This is a genomic window from Polynucleobacter sp. 30F-ANTBAC (assembly GCF_018882385.1).
Taxonomy (GTDB): domain Bacteria; phylum Pseudomonadota; class Gammaproteobacteria; order Burkholderiales; family Burkholderiaceae; genus Polynucleobacter.
This window is the reverse complement of the sequence record NZ_JACVON010000002.1, coordinates 373675-392636: the sequence shown is the minus strand read 5'-3', so window position 1 is coordinate 392636 and position 18962 is coordinate 373675. Positions and strand designations below refer to the sequence as shown.

Annotated in this window: 15 protein-coding genes; 8 read left to right on the top strand and 7 right to left on the bottom strand. The window is 44.6% G+C overall.

Going from position 1 to position 18962, the window contains the following annotated elements:
• Entirely contained in the window at positions 1-219 is a 219-nt protein-coding gene (xseB, locus tag ICN28_RS07545) for an exodeoxyribonuclease VII small subunit (protein ID WP_216287514.1), read from the bottom strand.
• A 153-nt stretch (positions 220-372) separates the two neighbouring features.
• Here xseB and ICN28_RS07540 point away from each other — a divergent pair, with 153 nt between their 5' ends.
• The gene (locus ICN28_RS07540) at positions 373-1482 is read left to right on the top strand and encodes an aromatic ring-hydroxylating dioxygenase subunit alpha (protein WP_216287513.1); all 1110 of its coding nucleotides are present in this window, start codon (positions 373-375) and stop codon (positions 1480-1482) included.
• A gap of 9 nt (positions 1483-1491) precedes the next feature.
• Positions 1492-2328 carry a sulfurtransferase gene (locus ICN28_RS07535; protein WP_216287511.1) on the top strand — a complete coding sequence of 279 codons (837 nt, stop codon included), beginning with the start codon at positions 1492-1494 and terminating at the stop codon, positions 2326-2328.
• 10 nt (positions 2329-2338) lie between these two features.
• Here the strand turns inward: ICN28_RS07535 and ICN28_RS07530 are convergent, their stop codons facing one another.
• The 3 genes from ICN28_RS07530 to polA form a co-directional block, all read right to left on the bottom strand.
• Entirely contained in the window at positions 2339-3127 is a 789-nt protein-coding gene (locus ICN28_RS07530; RefSeq protein WP_216287509.1) for a ZIP family metal transporter, read from the bottom strand.
• Complete coding sequence (locus ICN28_RS07525) at positions 3124-4029, bottom strand: dienelactone hydrolase family protein (RefSeq protein ID WP_216287507.1); 906 nt, start codon at positions 4027-4029, stop codon at positions 3124-3126. The genes ICN28_RS07530 and ICN28_RS07525 overlap by 4 nt, the downstream gene beginning before the upstream one ends.
• A gap of 147 nt (positions 4030-4176) precedes the next feature.
• On the bottom strand, positions 4177-6972 hold the full coding sequence (gene polA / locus ICN28_RS07520; protein ID WP_216287505.1) for a DNA polymerase I: 2796 nt from the start codon (positions 6970-6972) through the stop codon (positions 4177-4179).
• 21 nt (positions 6973-6993) lie between these two features.
• Between polA and ICN28_RS07515 the strand changes: the two genes are divergently transcribed.
• The 3 genes from ICN28_RS07515 to ICN28_RS07505 are packed head-to-tail and all read left to right on the top strand — an operon-like array spanning position 6994 to position 9212.
• Positions 6994-7398 (top strand): hypothetical protein, encoded by a 405-nt coding sequence (locus tag ICN28_RS07515; protein WP_216287503.1) that lies wholly within the window; start codon positions 6994-6996, stop codon positions 7396-7398.
• Between the two features lie 6 nt (positions 7399-7404).
• Positions 7405-8403, top strand: coding sequence for a homoserine kinase (locus ICN28_RS07510; protein WP_216287500.1), 999 nt, complete (start codon positions 7405-7407; stop codon positions 8401-8403).
• 14 nt (positions 8404-8417) lie between these two features.
• A complete protein-coding gene (locus tag ICN28_RS07505; protein WP_216287498.1) occupies positions 8418-9212 on the top strand; it encodes a BPSS1780 family membrane protein in 795 nt (264 codons plus the stop codon).
• A gap of 84 nt (positions 9213-9296) precedes the next feature.
• On the opposite strand, the gene ICN28_RS07500 is transcribed toward ICN28_RS07505, so the two are convergent.
• Positions 9297-11594 (bottom strand): UvrD-helicase domain-containing protein, encoded by a 2298-nt coding sequence (locus tag ICN28_RS07500; protein ID WP_216287496.1) that lies wholly within the window; start codon positions 11592-11594, stop codon positions 9297-9299.
• 40 nt (positions 11595-11634) lie between these two features.
• Here ICN28_RS07500 and ICN28_RS07495 point away from each other — a divergent pair, with 40 nt between their 5' ends.
• Entirely contained in the window at positions 11635-14496 is a 2862-nt protein-coding gene (locus ICN28_RS07495) for a valine--tRNA ligase (protein ID WP_216287494.1), read from the top strand.
• A 1-nt stretch (position 14497) separates the two neighbouring features.
• On the top strand, positions 14498-15370 hold the full coding sequence (galU, locus tag ICN28_RS07490; protein WP_216287490.1) for a UTP--glucose-1-phosphate uridylyltransferase GalU: 873 nt from the start codon (positions 14498-14500) through the stop codon (positions 15368-15370).
• A 135-nt stretch (positions 15371-15505) separates the two neighbouring features.
• Here the strand turns inward: galU and ICN28_RS07485 are convergent, their stop codons facing one another.
• The gene (locus ICN28_RS07485; protein WP_216287489.1) at positions 15506-15745 is read right to left on the bottom strand and encodes a sulfurtransferase TusA family protein; all 240 of its coding nucleotides are present in this window, start codon (positions 15743-15745) and stop codon (positions 15506-15508) included.
• Positions 15742-18369 (bottom strand): alanine--tRNA ligase, encoded by a 2628-nt coding sequence (alaS, locus tag ICN28_RS07480; RefSeq protein WP_216287488.1) that lies wholly within the window; start codon positions 18367-18369, stop codon positions 15742-15744. The genes ICN28_RS07485 and alaS overlap by 4 nt, the downstream gene beginning before the upstream one ends.
• Positions 18370-18497: 128 nt before the next feature.
• On the opposite strand from alaS, the gene ICN28_RS07475 reads away from it, so the two are divergent.
• Entirely contained in the window at positions 18498-18959 is a 462-nt protein-coding gene (locus ICN28_RS07475) for a tripartite tricarboxylate transporter TctB family protein (RefSeq protein ID WP_216287486.1), read from the top strand.
• Positions 18960-18962: the final 3 nt, after the last annotated feature.

Sequence of the window (18962 nt, the reverse complement as noted above, 5' to 3'; positions counted from 1 at the left end):
TTAACCTTGAAATGTTTTTACTTGTTGCTCGACCTGCTCAAGAACCTGTTGGCAATGCTTAAGCAACTCCGCACCGCGCTTGTAAGCGCCCAAGGTGTCCTCTAAAGAGAGTTTGCCTGACTCCATCTTGGCAATAAGCCCCTCCAACTCAGCAACAGCCTCTTCGTAACGAAGTTGCGGATCAACAGTTGTTGCTTCGGAAGCTGATTTTTTAGGCATAAAACCCCTTTAATTTGATCGAAAACAATTTACCAAGAGATTTTAAGGCTTTAGGCATGGGTATAATCAATTTTCCTTTCCAATATCGACCTGTCGATGGTTGGATTGGTTGTTCCGCTTAGCTTCGGCTGACTTTTTTTCGGGGTGGGAAGAATGACTAATCTGGCTGCCGCGCAGAATCTTGCGCCATCCAAACTACAACTACCAGTATCAGCATACTTTGATGCTGAGCTGTACGCACGTGAAATCGAATTGCTTTTTAAGCAAGGACCTGGCTATGTTGGTCACGAACTCATGGTGCCAGAGATTGGCGACTATCAAACTTTAAGGTCCGAAAACGAAGGGCGTGTTTTAGTTAGAAATTCCGAAGGCATTGAACTTTTGTCGAATGTCTGCCGTCATCGCCAAGCCATTATGCTAAATGGCAAAGGCCATGTTGAAAATATTGTTTGCCCCCTTCATCGCTGGACTTACAAAACAGATGGCACATTACTTGGCGCACCTCACTTTGATGAACAACCCTGCTTAAACTTGGGTAAAAGCCCCTTGCAAAACTGGCAAGGTCTGCTTTTTGAAGGCCCTCGCGATGTGCATAAAGACTTGCAAAGCATGGGTGTTTCAAAAGATTTGGATTTTTCTGGTTATGTTTTAGACCATGTCGAAGTTCATGAGTGCAATTACAACTGGAAGACTTTCATTGAGGTTTACTTAGAGGACTACCACGTCGTTCCTTTCCACCCTGGTCTTGGTAAATTTGTTTCTTGTGAAGATTTAGAGTGGCAATTTAGCGATTGGTACAGCGTTCAAACAGTTGGCATCCACAAAGGTTTGCAACAAGCAGGCTCAGCAACTTATCAGCGCTGGCATGAAGCTGTTTTAAGACACCATCAAGGTCAAGTGCCTAAACACGGTGCGATCTGGCTTACCTACTACCCTAACATCATGGTGGAGTGGTACCCAGGAGTTCTGTGCGTCTCAACGCTACAACCAATGGGCCCCAATAAAACTCGCAACATCGTTGAGTTCTACTACCCAGAAGAACTTGCTTTATTTGAACGTGAATTCATAGAAGCAGAAAGAGCTGCCTACATGGAGACCTGCGTCGAAGATGATGAAATCGCCGAACGCATGGATGCTGGTCGAAAAGCATTGCTCGAGCGCGGTGTTAACGAAGTTGGTCCATATCAAAGCCCCATGGAAGATGGCATGCAACACTTCCATGAGTGGTATAGAAAAGTGATGTCTTACGAATCATCTCAATAAAGGATTGGTATGTCTCTTATCAGTGCGAGCGAATTAAAACAATGGCTTGATGGTGACGAAGATTTTTTACTATTCGACTGCCGATTTGATTTAGTCAATCCAGAGGTGGGTTATCAATCCTACCTAGAAGGTCATATCCCTAAAGCTATTTTTGTCGATACCGACCATGATTTAGCAAGCCAAAAGAATGGTCAAAATGGCAGACACCCTCTACCCTCGATCGAACAGTGGCAAAAAACATATGCGGAATTAGGCATCACACCAGCAAAAAAAATAGTCATTTATGACAACCAAGGCGGAACATTTGCTGTGCGTCTTTGGTGGATGTTGCAAACAGTTGGACAAAAAAATATCTTTTTATTAAATGGTGGTTACCCAGCTTGGCTTCGCGCTGAGTACGCTACAGAAACTCATGAAAACTTAAGAGTCGCAGCACCTGAGACAAAACTTCAAAACTATCAAAATTTAGTTTTGGTTGAGGAAGTTGAAAAAAACATCACCAGCCCACAATTTACTATTTTGGATGCCCGCGCTAACGATCGCTTCCATGGTCAGAATGAAGTTCTGGACCCGGTGGGCGGGCATATTCCCGGTGCCATCAATCGCTGCTTCAGAGACAACCTAGAGCCCAACGGGGAGTTTAAAGATATCGCAACCCTTAAAAAAGAATACAACACCCTACTTAATCAAATTGCTAGCGAAAAAGTGGTGCATCAATGTGGCTCAGGCATTACAGCCTGTCATAACTTGTTTGTGATGGAATTGATTGGCCTGAAGGGCTCATCTATTTATGCAGGTAGTTGGAGTGAGTGGTGTGCAAACCCCAACCGACCAATAGAGAAATAACCCTGGCTTTTTAGTGTGCATGTCCCACGTGGGTTAACTCTGAGATAGCAAGAACTAATAAAACTCCTAAAAGAATCAAGGCAACTTGCTCAATTGACTCTTTAAGTTTGGGTCTTTTGTGCATTTGTGGCATCAAGTCACTTACAGCAATGTATATAAAGCTACTTGATGCAAGGACGATGACATAAGGGATTAATACTTCTGCTGCATCCAAGAAGAAATAGCCTAGAACACCACCAACCACTGCCATCAAACTGGAAATGAGGTTGTAAAGTAAAGCACGTGCTTTTGAGAATCCTGCATTTAATAAAACAATGAAGTCGCCTACTTCTTGTGGAATCTCATGAAGAGCAATCGCGACAGCCGTCAAAATACCAATTTGTGGATCAATCAAGAATGCTGCTGCGATCAAGATGCCATCAGCAAAGTTATGCAAACTATCACCCAATAGGATCACCAAGCCACTCTTCCCAGCCGACTCAGCATCGTGACCATGATGATGACCATGACCATCGTGCTCATGGTGGTGGCTATGCCTTAATAAGGCTGCTTTTTCCAAGACAAAAAATCCAAGCAGACCAGCCATCAAAGCAATAAATAAGGATGGGATATCCACATCATGCGAAGTGAAAGCCTCGGGTAATGAATGTAACAACGCCGTTGCTAATAAAACCCCAACGGATAAACTAACCATTTTGTCGACCATACGCGACAAAATGGTGAGTGACAGACTAGCTGCCGCTGCAATACTCAATATCCCAGCCGCCGTTGTGGCCAAGATAATCCAAAGTAAGGTCATACAACTCCTTGCTGCTTAAACCAAGCCAAACATTTCGCCCAACCATCCTTAGCAGGGCCCTCACGATAGGTCGCTCGATAGTCAGCATGGAACGCATGCGGAGCATCTGGATAAACCTCAAACGTGCTGGCTTGTGCAGCTTTGTTATTTTTAGCTGCTGCTAGCGCTTGCTTCATGAGCTCCACACTCTCCAATGAAATACCTGTATCAGCTGCTCCATAGAGGCCCAATACTGGCGCCTTCATCTCTGCCGCATGATCAATCGGATGACTTGGGCTGTTCGGTGTTTTATCACCTACCAAACGACCGTACCATGCAACACCCGCTCTGACCTGAGGTAATTTAGCACTGGACAACCATGTCACACGACCACCCCAACAGAAACCTGTAATACCGACACGCTTCACATCGCCACCATTTTTAGCAGCCCAATCAATAGCTCCCTGAACATCCGCTAAAACTTGATCATCCGATGTTTTACCAACGATCTCTTTTAAAATTTCAGCCATAGTCCCCAAAGTATTAGGGTCACCAGCACGAGCAAAAAACTCTGGCGCAATCGCCAGATAACCTTGCTTAGCAAAACGTCTTGCCACATCAGCAATGTATTCATGAACACCAAAAATCTCACTAGCCACAATCACAACAGGCAAACCATTCTTAGGTGTTGTTTTGGGTCTGGCGACATAAGCAGGAACTGAGAAACCCTGAACAGTGAACTCAACATCTTGGGCTGCAATGCCTTCAAAGTCAGTTTTAATGGCTTGAGCCATCACAGGCTCAGCGGCAGCAACATAACCGACACCCATTGACGTGACAGCAGCAGATTTCAAAAAATCGCGGCGATTGGTTGCAGAAGGGTTGATTAAAGATTGAGCTTCTTTGATTAAGTTTTTATCCATAGTCATCTCCATTCGTTCAGTTATAAGTTAGTCTGCTTTTGCAAATTATCTAATACTTGCCACTTTTTATTTTTTATGTGGTTTTATTGATTTACTTCATTATCTAAATTTATTACTTATTTTTTCATTTAACTGTCTTAATCTCAATTAATGAGCTTCTTCCCAATTAGCTCCTACACCCACTTCCACCAGCAATGGTACCTTTAACTGGGCCACTTCGGTCATTAATCGAGGTAGATTTTGCTTAACCAATTCAAGTTCATCTTGCGGCACTTCTAAAACCAATTCATCGTGAACTTGTAACAGCATTCTTGTAGCAAGCTTCTCTTGCTCAATCCAGACCTGAACCGCAATCATGGCCAATTTAATCAAGTCTGCCGCAGTGCCTTGCATCGGCGCATTGATCGCTGCACGCTCTGCACCTTGACGCCTCATGCCGTTCGCACTCCTAATCTCGGGTAACCACAAACGGCGCCCAAATACCGTCTCCACATAACCCAATTCTTTGGCAGAAACACGTGTTTGAGCCATATAGTCGGCAACGCCAGGATATCTTGCAAAGTAGGTATCAATGTATTGCTGCGCAGCGGATCTCTCGATACCAAGATTACCGGCCAAACCAAAGGCACTCATGCCATAAATCAAACCAAAGTTAATGACCTTGGCGTAACGACGTTGTTCTGAGGTGACTTCTTTGAGGTCGACATGGAACATTTCAGCAGCAGTAGCTTTATGAATATCTTCACCAGCAGCAAAAGCTTTAAGTAGACTTTCGTCCTCCGCAATGTGCGCCATGATCCTTAATTCAATTTGCGAATAGTCAGCAGAAACCATCACCGCACCAGGCTTTGCAATAAATGCTTCTCTAATCTTGCGCCCCTCTTCTGTGCGCACTGGAATATTTTGCAAATTAGGATCACTAGAGGCCAAGCGTCCCGTCACAGCAACTGCCTGAGAGTAACTCGTATGCACTCTGCCTGTTGTTGGATTCACCATTCTTGGCAATTTTTCAATGTAAGTGGATTGCAGCTTAGCCAAACTTCTGTAATCCAAAATACGTGCTGGAAGCGGGTAATTTTCAGCAAGCTTTTGCAATACTTCTTCATCGGTCGAAGGAGCACCCAAAGGCGTCTTCTTAATAACTGGTAACTCTAATTTACCGAAAAGTATTTCTGCAATTTGCTTGGGTGACTGTATATTAAAAGGCTGCCCTGCCAATTCATGGATCTGCTTTTCCAGTTCAAGCAAGCGTTGACCCACCACTTGAGCTTGAGCTGCCAATTTAGGCACATCAATCAAAATACCGTTTCGCTCCATCACACCCAAAGCATGCATCGCAGGCATCTCAATATCACGGTAGATTTTTAAAAGCTTAGCATCCGCTGCAATCGCAGGATACATAGCGTGATGCAGTCGCAAAGTGATATCTGCATCTTCGGCTGCGTAGTTAGTAGCCGTTTCTAAATTAACTTGGTCAAATGTAATTTGGTGCACACCTTTGCCACAAACTTCTTCGTAAGTCGTCGTTTTTTCACCCAAGTGCCTTTGTGCCAAACTATCCATATCATGGCTACGATGCGATTCAAGCACATACGACTGCAAGAGGGTGTCATGCTCAACACCCTTAAGGACGATACCCTCATTGGCAAAAATATGAGTGTCGTATTTTAGGTTTTGACCAAGTTTTTTGTATTGCTCGCCCTCTAACCAAGGTTTTAGTTGATCGAGGACCCACGCCTTTTCTAGCTGATCTTCATTAGTGGTGTGAGCTAGAGGAATGTAACAAGCCTCTCCGGGAGCAACAGCTAATGAAATGCCGACCAAACTCACGCGTAAGGCATCCAAACCTGTGGTTTCGGTATCAATACACGTTAAGGAAGACTCCTGAATTTTTTGCAGCCACAACTTAAAGTCTGCTTCTTTAGTGATGCAGCTGTAATGCCTTGCAAGCACCTCTTGAGGTTGATCCGCCACAAAACCTAACTGATCTCCCGTAGCCACTGACTGAGAGGTGGCAGCGCTATCCGCTTGAGGCTTTTTATCAACAGCGGCCTTCGAAGAAGCTGGAGTCGAACTACCACTGGATCGATCCAAATCACGTAATAAAGATTTAAATCCAAACTCTGTAAATAGCTCTCTTAAAGTTTCTTTATCCTCTCCTTTGGCATGCAAGTCGTGCAATCCAATAAGATGCTCAGAAAGATCACAATCAATTTTGACTGTCACCAACTCACGAGCCTTTGGCAACCAATCCAAACTGGCTCTTAAATTTTCACCAACAACACCCTTCACCTCGGAAGAGCGTTTCATTAACTCATCTAAAGTACCAAATTCATTTAACCATTTCACAGCTGTTTTAGGGCCCGCTTTGGGGACACCGGGAACGTTATCCACCGTATCACCCATGATGGATAAGTAATCCACAATTCTTTCCGGTAAAACACCAAACTTGTTTAAAACACCATCCGTGTCTAAACGTTCCTCTGTCATGGTATTGATCAAACTAATGCCAGGCTCCACCAACTGAGCCAGATCTTTATCTCCAGTTGAGATCAGAACAGTCCAGTTCTGGGCTTTGGCTTGCTTAGCTAAAGTACCAATCACATCATCTGCCTCAATCCCTGACACGGATAACACGGGCCAACCCATAGCTTTAACAACTTTGTGAATGGCTTCAATCTGCATCGCCAAGTCTTCAGGCATCGAGGAGCGATTCGCTTTGTACTCAGGGTACATTTCATCTCTGAAAGTTTTACCCTTAGCATCAAATACACAAGCGATATGATCAGCGTCTAACTCCGTCCGAGCGCGCCTCATCATGTTGACCATACCCTGAATAGCACCGGTCGGAAATCCTTGCGGATTGCGTAAATCTGGCATGGCATGAAAGGCACGGTAAAGGTAGCTAGAACCGTCAACTAGCAAAAGGCGATGTGTAGACATCCCACAATCGTACAATTAAGCATGACTACTTACACACTTTCTTCATTTATGAGCGCCAAAAATCTCTCATTTAAGCTCGCTTTAACAGCCACATTTTCAATTTTTATCCTTTCATCACAAGGACTTAGCGCTCAAGGAGCGCAGGCATTAAGTGCTGAAGAATTAAAAAAGATCAATGAGCAACCAATCAGCAATGCGGTTAAAAATAATGCAGAAACTGGTAAAGCTGCCCCAAAAAAGCCAAGTTTTGAACACAAAGAAGCTGATGGCACGAGTATTAAAGAATATAAGGAAAGTGGTAAGCCAACCGAAGTTGTTGTGGAAGGCGCCCTTGGCACGTATGAAATGACAGCTCCAAATGACTCAAGTAATCCTAAGCGTGAACAAGACATGATCCGCGTTCCCACTATCCGAATGCCCTTTTAAACCACTATGGCCGTCTTTACTCCCGTTAGCTTGGATGAAGTCAACGTTTGGTTAGATCAAAACTACCAGCTTGGCAAAGCCATCGAAATCAAAGGTATCAGCTCCGGCATCGAGAACTCTAATTTTTTTCTAAGTATTGATAAAAATGGTACTCGTGAAGAATATGTTCTTACCTTGTTTGAACGCCTATCTCAGGAGCAGTTACCTTACTACTTGGAATTGATGGAGCACTTAGCTCTGAAAGGGATCACGGTACCCGCCCCCGTTAGAGATCAACAAAAAAATATTCTGGGCTTCATCAATGGCAAACCTGCGACCATTGTTTCAAGACTAACAGGCGCATCTCGATTAAATCCTGAGCCAGTGCACTGCGAAGCTGTCGGCCATATGCTGGCACGCATGCACCTTGCTGGTCAGGACTTTCACTTGTCACAACCTAATTTACGAAGCCTACCTTGGTGGCAAGAAACTATTCCTAAGGTCTTAGAGCACCTGAGTGATGCCCAAAAGGCATTGATCACAACTGAGCTTCAGGAACAAACTCATTTCTTTAACAGTGCCGATTACGCTCAACTGCCTGAGGGCCCAAGTCATTGTGATTTATTTAGAGACAATGTTTTATTTGATAACTCCAGCGGCAAAGACCAATTAGGCGGCTTCTTTGATTTTTATTTCGCTGGTAACGATAAATGGTTGTTTGATCTAGCGGTTACTGTGAATGACTGGTGTATTGATCTTCAGACAGGTAAGTTGGATTCGCCTCGAGCTAACGGATTACTTGAACACTATCAAGCTGTACGCCCACTCAATCATGTTGAAATAGAATCTTGGCCCATGATGTTGCGAGCAGCAGCTTTAAGATTTTGGATTTCAAGACTGTGGGACTTTTACCTTCCGCGAGAAGCAGAAATGTTGACGCCACATGACCCTACACATTTTGAGAGAATTCTAAAATTGCGTCGAGAGTATCCTACTAACATTACGCCAATTAATCTCAAGAAATAAATTAAACGACATCTATGCTACTTAATCAAACAAAAGCCACCGACGGGTATTTATGGATTCGACAAGGCTTATGGTTATTTAAAAAGAATCCTTTAACGTTCTTGATGTTGGTTTTTCTTTATATCTTCATTGCGCAGTTTGCGATCTTAATTCCGGTATTTGGTGTATTTCTGGTTCTTCTATTGACTCCAGCTTTAACAGTAGGATTCATGACTGCTTGCCAAAGAGTGATTCGTGGAGAGCGTGTGTTTCCTACGATTTATTTGGTAGGCTTAAGAGAGCATGGTCCTGTTATTCGAAAAAACCTTTTAGGTCTTGGCACAATTTACGCATTCTTGGTTCTAATTCTCAGTCTCATTGCCAGTGCTTTTATTGATTTTCAACAACTAATTCCTCTTCTAACAGAACAGAATCCTCCAACCATCCGAGAAGTCAAAGATCTCTACTTTGGTCTTGGTGTGGGTGTTTTGTTATATATACCTGTTGCCATGGTGATGTGGTTTGCACCGGTCTTAATTGTTTGGGAAAAAATGTCTGTTGCTCAGGCTTTATTCTCAAGCTGGGTAGCTTGCTGGTCAAATCGCGCTGCTTTTATTTTCTATTTGTTGATTTGGGCAGTTTTCATTGTTGTCGTACCTTTTTTAATTGAAGCCTTCTTAGATGGAATCGGTCTAAGAGTTGCGATTCCATTCCTTATTCCACCGTATTCAATGGCAGCCTTAACGGTGATGTACTGCTCATTCTTTGCCACTTGGAAGGCTTGCTTCAATAAAGAACTCGCTGAGCCCACAGAACAATCTGTTAACTAAAAATACTGATCAGCTACTGATCATCAAGAAAAATAAAGGCGCTTAAAGCGCCTTTATTTACTTGGTTGGTTAATTTTGTATTGATCAATCAATTGCAGTTAATTTAGCAATCGCAAGTTGCAGCCATTTAGGGCCGTGTCGGTTGAAGTTGACTTGCGCCTTGGCTTCATCACCAGAGCCTTCAATTGCCAGAATACGGCCTTCGCCGAACTTCGTATGGAAGACACTTTGACCAACTCTAAAACCATGCCCATTATCTTTACGTGGCAAGCTACTGATAGGTGTGGTGATGGCGCTAGCCATTGAACGTGGCGTGGTTGCTGCACGCCCACCCCAATCACTTCCTTCCGACCAAGAAGGCATTCTGGTTGTGGTGGTGCCACCCCAACGAGCGTCTTTATTTTTAGGCGTTAGATGCTTAAGTGATTCTGCAGGTAACTCATCCAAGAAACGTGAAGGCAAGTTGTAGCGCACTTGTCCATGCAGAAGTCGAGATTGCGTGTGAGACAAGAACAACCTTTCTTTGGCTCGAGTGATCGCCACATACATCAAGCGACGCTCTTCTTCCAAACCATCCTCTTCATTCACACTATTCTCATGAGGGAATAAGCCTTCTTCAAGACCCGTAATAAAGACATTGGTAAATTCCAAACCTTTGGCAGCATGAACTGTCATAAGTTGCACCGCATCCTGACCTGCTTGAGCTTGGTTGTCGCCCGCTTCTAATGAAGCATGCGCTAAGAAACCAGCTAGAGGCGACATTTCAACCACCACTTCAGTTTCCGAGGTTCCGGCCGCCGTATCTTGAGGAATACCTTCTTCAGCCACAAAGGCTGTGGCTGCATTAACTAATTCTTGCAAGTTCTCTACGCGGTCTTGCCCTTCACGCTCCGTTAAGTAGTGCTGAATTAAACCGCTGTTTTGAATCACGTAATCCACAGTCTCAGGCAATGTGTAATGACGGGTGGCATCTCTCATATGATCAATCAGCCTGACAAACGCTGAAATCGAACTGCCCGCCTTACCATCCAAATAAGGTGCTGCCGCATAAAAAGAACAATTGTTCAATTTAGCGCTATCTTGCAAAGTTTCAATACTTTTAGCACCAATACCCCTGGTTGGGAAATTAACAACTCTCGAAAATGATGTGTCGTCGTTAGGGTTCTCTAAAAGACGAAGGTAGGCTAAGGCATGTTTAATTTCAGCGCGCTCGAAGAATCGCAAACCACCATAAACACGGTATGGAATGCCCGCTGAAAATAATCCATGCTCAATAATTCGAGACTGAGCATTACTTCTATAAAGAATCGCTGTTTCGCTTCTAGTACTGCCGGTATTAATCAGACTCTTGATCTCATCCACCATCCAAGCAGCCTCAGTCCCATCCGTTGCTGCCTCATAAACTCGAACAGGCTCACCATGGCCTGCGTCGGTTCGTAAGTTCTTACCTAAACGCTCGGTGTTGTTAGCAATTAGATGGTTAGCGGCATCAAGAATATGCCCAAATGAACGATAGTTTTGCTCTAGCTTAACTAAGTGCGGTTTGAAATGTCTTTCAAATAAACGCATGTTCTCCACATCGGCTCCACGGAAAGCGTAAATACTTTGATCATCATCACCCACAGCAAAAACAGAACTTGGGTTGGATGAGCCATAACCCGATATCAGCTTTAACCAGGCATATTGCAAAGCATTCGTATCCTGAAACTCATCAACCAAAATATGACGGAAGCGTTCTTGATAATGCTCGCGAATCGCTTGATGATGTTTAAGGAGCTCATAACTTCGCAAAAGAAGCTCCGCAAAATCCACCACGCCTTCGCGCTGACATTGCTCTTCATACGCTTGATAAAGCTCGACCATCGCATTTTGGAACGAGTCACCTCGGTCCATATCCTTGGAGCGCATGCCCTTTTCTTTAGCGTGAGCAATAAAGTACTGAAGTTGCTTAGGCGGGTATTTTTCATCGTCAATTTTGAGAGACTTCAACAGCCTCTTAATAGCCGATAGTTGATCTTGCGTATCCAAAATCTGGAAAGTCGAAGGCAAACCAGCATCTTTATGATGGGCTCTCAATAAACGGTTACAGAGTCCGTGGAAGGTACCCACCCACATACCGCGGGTATTGATCGGCATCATCACTGAAAGTCGGGTCAACATCTCTTTTGCGGCTTTATTGGTGAAGGTAACCGCCAAAATGCCGGCAGGTGACGCCTGAGATGTCTGAATTAACCAAGCAATTCGGGTGGTCAGAACTTTGGTCTTGCCACTACCTGCTCCGGCCAAGATCATGGCAGACTGGGCATTTCCAGCCTCATTAACAGGCGGCAAGGTCACCGCTTCATACTGTTCTGGATTGAGATTATTAAGAATATTCGTCACATGTGCCTTTAGGTTCAACAAAAAATTATAATTGCAGCTTATGTCTAAAAATCTTTCTGATCTCGCTAAATCTTTCGAACCCTCCAACATCGAGGCCCAATGGGGTCCTGAGTGGGAAAAAAGGGGTATTGCCACCGCCACTTTGGACGACCAAAAGGCCAGTTTTTGTATCCAGCTGCCTCCGCCCAACGTCACAGGCACCCTTCATATGGGCCACGCCTTCAATCAAACGATCATGGATGGCTTAGCCAGACATGCTCGAATGAGCGGCAAAAACACCTTATGGGTTCCAGGCACTGACCATGCTGGTATCGCTACCCAGATCGTAGTTGAAAGACAGCTAGATGCTCAAAAGGTCTCTAGACACGATTTAGGGCGCGAAAAGTTCTTGGAGAAGGTCTGGGCATGGAAAGAACAATCGGGCTCCACCATCACCCGTCAAATACGTCGCCTAGGGGCATCCATTGATTGGAGCCGTGAATATTTCACAATGGACGACAAAATGTCTCAAGCCGTTGTTGAGGTCTTTGTTAGCCTATACGAGCAAGGTTTGATTTATAGAGGCAAGCGCCTTGTCAATTGGGACCCCATTCTTGGAACAGCCGTTTCAGACTTAGAAGTAGAGAGCGAAGAAGAACAAGGCTCCATGTGGCACATTCGCTACCCCTTAACCGATGGTTCGGGTCATTTAACGGTAGCCACCACTCGACCAGAAACCATGCTGGGCGACGTCGCTGTAATGGTCCACCCAGAGGATGAGCGTTATAAGCATTTAATTGGTCAAACCGTCAACTTACCTTTATCTGACCGGAAGATTCCGATCATTGCAGATGATTATGTTGACCCAGCATTTGGAACTGGCGTGGTGAAAGTTACGCCGGCTCATGACTTTAATGACTATGCCGTTGGTTTACGTCACCAACTAGAAATGATCAACATCCTAACCTTGGATGCCAAGATCAATGATCAAGCACCTCAAAAGTATCAAGGCCTGGATCGCTTTGATGCCAGAAAACTCATCGTTGCTGATTTAGAGTCTCTAAGCTTATTGGAAAAAGTGCAACCTCACACCCTCATGGTGCCAAGAGGTGACAGAACCAAATCGGTCATTGAGCCTATGCTCACGGATCAATGGTTTGTGGCGATGTCAAAGCCAACCGAACATAACTTATACCGCCCTGGTAAATCGATTGCCGAAGCTGCTCTGGATGCCGTGAAGTGCGGTGACGTGAAGTTTGTTCCAGAGAACTGGACAACCACTTACAACCAGTGGCTTGAAGGTATCCAGGATTGGTGTATCTCTCGTCAACTATGGTGGGGGCATCAAATTCCAGCTTGGTATCAAGACGATGGCAAGATTGTGGTTGCTCGCACCGAAGAGGAAGCTCAGGCCAAAGCTAAAGCCAATGGCTACACAGGTTCTCTACGTCGCGACGATGACGTGCTCGATACTTGGTTTAGCTCAGCCTTAGTGCCATTTTCATCATTAGGTTGGCCTAATAAAACTCCTGAACTAGCCCACTTCTTACCTTCATCTGCTCTAGTAACGGGTTTCGATATTATTTTCTTCTGGGTTGCCCGCATGGTCATGATGACCTGCCACTTCACCGGCAAGATTCCTTTTGAAACAGTTTATGTTCACGGCTTGGTAAGAGATGCTGAAGGACAAAAAATGAGTAAGTCCAAAGGCAATACCTTGGACCCTATCGATCTAATTGATGGCATTGATCTTGAAACTCTTTTAGCAAAACGTACAACAGGCTTGATGAATCCTAAGCAAGCCGAAAGCATTACCAAAAAGACGAAGAAAGAGTTCCCGGATGGTATCCCTGCATTTGGTACAGATGCATTGCGATTTACATTTGCATCAATGGCTACTCTTGGTCGCAGCATCAACTTTGATCAAAAGCGCTGCGAAGGTTACAGAAACTTCTGCAACAAACTTTGGAACGCCACACGATTTGTTTTGATGAACTGCCCAGGTACACCAGAGGACAACGGCATTGCTGAATGCGTGGGTGACTGCGGTCCAGAAGGTTACTTGGATTTTTCACCAGCTGATCGCTGGATTGTTTCGTTGCTGCAACGAGTGGAAGCTGATATTGATAAAGGTTTTAAAGATTACCGCTTTGACAATATCTCCACATCGATTTATCAATTTGTTTGGGATGAGTATTGTGACTGGTACCTCGAGCTCGCTAAGGTACAAATTCAAAATGGCACGCCAGCACAGCAAAGAGCAACGCGTAGAACGCTTTTGAGAGTATTAGAAACGATCTTACGTTTAGCTCACCCAGTTATTCCTTTTATTACAGAAGAACTATGGCAAATTGTTGCGCCGATTTCAGGTAAATCGTTAGAGTCACAAGAAAAACAAACGATCGCTCTTCAGCCCTACCCAATAGCCCAACCTCAAAAGATTGATGAAAAGAGTGAAGCCTGGGTTGCAGAAATAAAAGCGCTCGTCGATGCTTGCCGCAATTTACGTGGTGAGATGCAAATCTCTCCTGCCCTACGTGTTCCACTCTATGTATCTGGTAATGCAGCTTACTTAAAAGTAGCAGCACCTTATATCCAAGCCTTAGCCAAACTTTCAGAGGTCAAGATTTATGAGGATGAGGCACAGCTTGAAGCGGATGGTGCTGGTGCACCAGTAGCGATTGTGGGTAATACTAAAATTTTGCTAAAAGTTGAGATCGATGCCGCTGCTGAAAAGCAACGTCTTGGAAAAGAAATCGATCGCATTAACGGTGAAATTGCAAAAGCAAATGCCAAGTTAAATAATGAGAGCTTTGTGGCGCGAGCACCAGAGGCTGTTGTAGCGCAAGAAAAGCAACGTCTTGCTGAATTTGAGTCTCTCGTTGAAAAGCTAAAGAGCCAATTAAATCGTTTACCATCCTAATATGACTAATCCAATCACCAAAGCCGTCTTTCCTGTTGCAGGTCTAGGCACACGCTTCTTACCTGCAACAAAAGCAAGCCCTAAAGAAATGTTGAATGTCGTGGATAAGCCGCTCATTCAATATGCGGTTGAAGAAGCGATGGCAGCCGGCATCACTGAAATGATTTTTGTGACTGGTCGCAGCAAGCGCGCCATCGAAGATCACTTTGATAAAGCTTATGAATTGGAAGCTGAATTAGAGGCCAAGAACAAGCAAGAGCTACTCCAATTGGTTCGTAGCATCAAGCCAAGCCACGTTGACTGCGTCTATGTTCGTCAACCTGAAGCTCTTGGTTTAGGGCATGCCGTTCTATGTGCGGAAAAATTGATCAGAGATGAAGCTTTCGCCGTTATCTTGGCCGATGACTTATTGGACAGCCCTGTGCCAGTTATGAAACAAATGGTTGATCAATATCAGCACTACCGTAGCTCAATATTGGGTGTTGAGAAAATCTCTCCAGAACAAAGCAAATCTTATGGCGTGATCGATGGCAAAGTTTTTGAAGATCGTATCTACAAACTGAATGGCATTGTTGAGAAACCTGAGCCTGCTAACGCACCTTCGAACTTGGGCGTTGTTGGTCGATACATCTTATCTTCAAGAATCTTCGATCACATTAGAAATATCAAACCAGGCGCTGGTGGTGAGCTTCAGTTAACTGATGCCATCCAATCTTTATTGAGTCAAGAGCAGGTTTTAGCCTATGAATACGAAGGTGTTCGCTATGACTGCGGTAGCAAGTTGGGTTACCTCAAAGCAACCGTTGATTTTGCGCTTCGTCACCCAGAAGTAAAAGACGGATTTAAAGAGTTCTTAAAAACTCGCAGCCAATAAAGCGTATCGATTGATCTTCTGCCTCACTCACTTAATGAGTGAGGCTTTAAATAAAAAGGCTCGATTAATTCCTTAATCGAGCCTTTTGCGTTTCTGGTGTTTCTAGTTTTTCTACTTTGGCTTATCTATTTTTAATTAGCGACGCTTTAAATAAAAAACAAACGCCTCGCCCACTTTTTCTTGAGCCAACAAATCATTTCCGGTTTGCTTAGCAAACACCGGAAAATCAGTGGAAGAACCGGTATCTGTTGCAGTCACTTTAAGTATTTCACCACTCTGCATTTCCGCAAGCGCCTTCTTAGCTCTCAAGATCGGTAACGGGCAAGTTAAACCGGTCGCATCTACCTCTTTATCAATTTGCGATGGCGCGCTCATAGACGCTCCGCTACCCAAGCTTGAACACTCTGAAGTGCAGATGGCAAACCCTTAGGGTCTGTTCCGCCTGCCATGGCCATATCCGGCTTACCGCCACCTTTACCACCAACTTGTTGAGCAACAAAGTTCACCAAGTCGCCAGCTTTCACTTTAGCGATCGCATCAGCCGTCACACCTGCAGCCAACTGAACCTTGCCATCTTGAACAGAGGCTAAAACAATTGTTGCTGACTTTAGCTTGTTTTTAAGTTGGTCCAAAGTCTCTCTTAAAACCTTAGCATCAGCGCCCTCTAATTGAGCAGCAAGCACTTTAATACCCTTGATCTCAATGGCTTGAGACATGAGGTCATCACCTTGGCTAGCCGCTAGTTTGGAACCTAAGCGCTCGAGTTCTTTTTCGAGAGCACGGGCATGATCTTGCAACTGCGTAATACGTTGCTGTAGATCACTTGGGGTTGCTTTGAGTGCTGCAGCCAACTGGTTCACTTGCGTATCCAATTTCTGGAGGTAGGCCAAAGCGCGATCACCAGCAATGGCTTCTACTCTTCGAATACCTGCTGCTACACCGCTCTCAGCCAAGATTTTGAAAACACCGATATCACCTGTACGCTGCACATGAGTACCGCCACAAAGCTCTTTGGATGACCCAATTTCGAGAACGCGAACAGTCTCACCGTACTTCTCGCCAAACAACATCATGGCACCGGTTTTCTGCGCATCATCCAAGCTCATCACTTTTGCAGAGGCTTGTGCATTCGCTAAGATTTCAGCATTAACCAAGTCTTCGACTTGCTTGATCTCAGCCGCAGTCATTGGTGCAGTATGAGTGAAGTCAAAACGAGTTTTATCAGGATCAACTAAGGATCCTTTTTGCTGCACATGAGCACCTAGAACTTCACGCAAAGCTTTGTGCATCAAGTGAGTGGCACTGTGATGACGAATAGTGCGTAAACGACGCTCAGCATTCACCTTGGCGCCCAATTGATCACCCACCTTAATCTCACCCTCAGCAACTTGGCCATGATGACCAAAAACGTCCGCTTGAATTTTAAGAGTGTCTTCCACCTCAAATAAGCTCGATGCATTACGAAGCTCACCCGCATCACCAACCTGACCTCCAGATTCGGCATAGAAAGGCGTCTTATCTAAAACCACCACAGCACTATCACCAGCTTTAATGCTTTGAACTTGGCTACCGTCTACATACAAAGCCAACACGTTGGCTGAGTCTTGATTTAATGAGTCATAGCCATAGAAAGTGGTGGGCGCACCAGCGTACTCAAGGCCTTGAGCCATTTTGAATTTGCCAGCAGCTCTAGCTTGCTCTCGCTGACGATTCATGGCTATTTCGAAACCAGCATCATCAACAGTGACATCACGCTCTCGACATACGTCTGCCGTTAAATCCAGCGGGAATCCAAATGTGTCATGCAACTTAAATGCAGTTTCACCATCGATCACCTTCGTACCGGTCGCAAGGGCTGATTCCAAAATCTCCATGCCATTAGCAATCGTTTGGAAAAAACGCTCTTCTTCCTGTCTTAAAACTTCCGTAACACGCGCTTCATTAGCTCTTAATTCAGGATAGGCTTCACCCATCTCTTTAACGAGTGCACTAACAATTTTATGAAAGAATGGTGCGCGAGCACCTAGCTTGTAACCGTGACGAATAGCACGGCGCGTAATACGACGCAGAACATATCCACGTCCAGCATTACCAGGAATCACACCATCCACCACTGTAAAAGTACATGCACGAATATGATCAGCAATGACTTTTAGCGAAGGACTGTTAGCGTCACACTGACCCGCACCAGCACCATCCACAGCTGCCTTAGCGGCATTTAACAAATTAACGAAAAGATCGATCTCATAATTAGAATGCACATGCTGTAAAACAGCCGCAATACGCTCCAAGCCCATACCTGTATCCACGCTAGGCTTTGGCAAGGGGTGCATGACACCGTCTTCATCACGATTGAACTGCATGAAAACGTTATTCCAAATCTCAATGTAGCGATCACCATCTTCATTAGGGCTTCCAGGAGGACCTCCAGGTACATCTTCTCCATGATCAAAGAAAATTTCCGTACAAGGTCCACAAGGACCTGTATCGCCCATCATCCAGAAATTATCAGAAGCGTAACGACCACCTTTATTGTCACCAATGCGAACAATGCGCTCAGCTGGAACACCTACTTCTTTACTCCAGATTTCATAAGCTTCATCGTCTTCTGCATACACAGTCACCCATAGCTTCTCAGGAGGAAGCTTGTAAACCGTGGTGAGCAATTCCCAGGCATAACTGATCGCATCACGCTTGAAATAGTCGCCAAATGAGAAATTACCCAACATCTCAAAAAAAGTATGGTGACGGGCTGTGTAGCCAACGTTATCTAAGTCATTGTGCTTACCACCCGCTCGGATACACTTTTGAGCAGTGGTTGCTCTCGTGTACGGGCGCTTATCAAAGCCCAAGAAAACATCTTTGAATTGGTTCATACCTGCATTGGTGAATAGCAGGGTTGGATCATCCCCGGGAACAACCGGACTAGACGAGACAACTTGATGCCCCTTGGATTCAAAGAACTTTAGGAAATTTTCGCGTATTTGAGTAACTTTCATGACCATAATTATGACTCAGAGAGGCTTATCTAGCGTAAACCCTGACCAATTAAAATTTCGCCCAACCTTTAGGAAAGCTTACAATCGAGCTCTGAGACATTTTTTACAAAAAAATAGAGGGTTTTAGTATGCAAGTTCGCAGTCAAAAAGACTTTGCTTCAGGTTTGTTGTTTGTTGCAATTGGCGCAGGATTTTCCTACGTTGCAACAACGTACAGTATGGGGACATCAGCAAAAATGGGGCCAGGTTTCTTCCCATTTTGGTTAGGTTTATTACTTTCAGTGCTTGGTGCGATTATTACCATGACCGCTATGTCACAGAAGTCTCATGTGGACACGCTCGAAAAATGGCATTGGCCCTCAATTATTTGGGTTCTAGGCTCGGTTGTGTTTTTTGGTCTCGTATTGGCTCATTTAGGGCTAATGCTCTCGATATTGGCACTTGTATTTATTTCAGCTATGGCTAGCCATGAGTTTCACTGGAAAGGCACCATCGTTAACGCCATCATCTTGAATGTAATTGCCTACATTGCTTTCATCTGGGGACTGAAGCTTCAGTTCCAGGTGTGGCCAACTATCTTTACCGCTTAAACC

What these genes read in the sequence shown, in the direction of transcription:
- xseB (WP_216287514.1), bottom strand. Translation starts at nt 219, where the DNA reads ATGCCTAAAAAATCAGCTTCCGAAGCAACAACTGTTGATCCGCAACTT.
- ICN28_RS07540 (WP_216287513.1), top strand. Translation starts at nt 373, where the DNA reads ATGACTAATCTGGCTGCCGCGCAGAATCTTGCGCCATCCAAACTACAA.
- ICN28_RS07535 (WP_216287511.1), top strand. Translation starts at nt 1,492, where the DNA reads ATGTCTCTTATCAGTGCGAGCGAATTAAAACAATGGCTTGATGGTGAC.
- ICN28_RS07530 (WP_216287509.1), bottom strand. Translation starts at nt 3,127, where the DNA reads ATGACCTTACTTTGGATTATCTTGGCCACAACGGCGGCTGGGATATTG.
- ICN28_RS07525 (WP_216287507.1), bottom strand. Translation starts at nt 4,029, where the DNA reads ATGGATAAAAACTTAATCAAAGAAGCTCAATCTTTAATCAACCCTTCT.
- polA (WP_216287505.1), bottom strand. Translation starts at nt 6,972, where the DNA reads ATGTCTACACATCGCCTTTTGCTAGTTGACGGTTCTAGCTACCTTTAC.
- ICN28_RS07515 (WP_216287503.1), top strand. Translation starts at nt 6,994, where the DNA reads ATGACTACTTACACACTTTCTTCATTTATGAGCGCCAAAAATCTCTCA.
- ICN28_RS07510 (WP_216287500.1), top strand. Translation starts at nt 7,405, where the DNA reads ATGGCCGTCTTTACTCCCGTTAGCTTGGATGAAGTCAACGTTTGGTTA.
- ICN28_RS07505 (WP_216287498.1), top strand. Translation starts at nt 8,418, where the DNA reads ATGCTACTTAATCAAACAAAAGCCACCGACGGGTATTTATGGATTCGA.
- ICN28_RS07495 (WP_216287494.1), top strand. Translation starts at nt 11,635, where the DNA reads ATGTCTAAAAATCTTTCTGATCTCGCTAAATCTTTCGAACCCTCCAAC.
- galU (WP_216287490.1), top strand. Translation starts at nt 14,498, where the DNA reads ATGACTAATCCAATCACCAAAGCCGTCTTTCCTGTTGCAGGTCTAGGC.
- ICN28_RS07485 (WP_216287489.1), bottom strand. Translation starts at nt 15,745, where the DNA reads ATGAGCGCGCCATCGCAAATTGATAAAGAGGTAGATGCGACCGGTTTA.
- alaS (WP_216287488.1), bottom strand. Translation starts at nt 18,369, where the DNA reads ATGAAAGTTACTCAAATACGCGAAAATTTCCTAAAGTTCTTTGAATCC.
- ICN28_RS07475 (WP_216287486.1), top strand. Translation starts at nt 18,498, where the DNA reads ATGCAAGTTCGCAGTCAAAAAGACTTTGCTTCAGGTTTGTTGTTTGTT.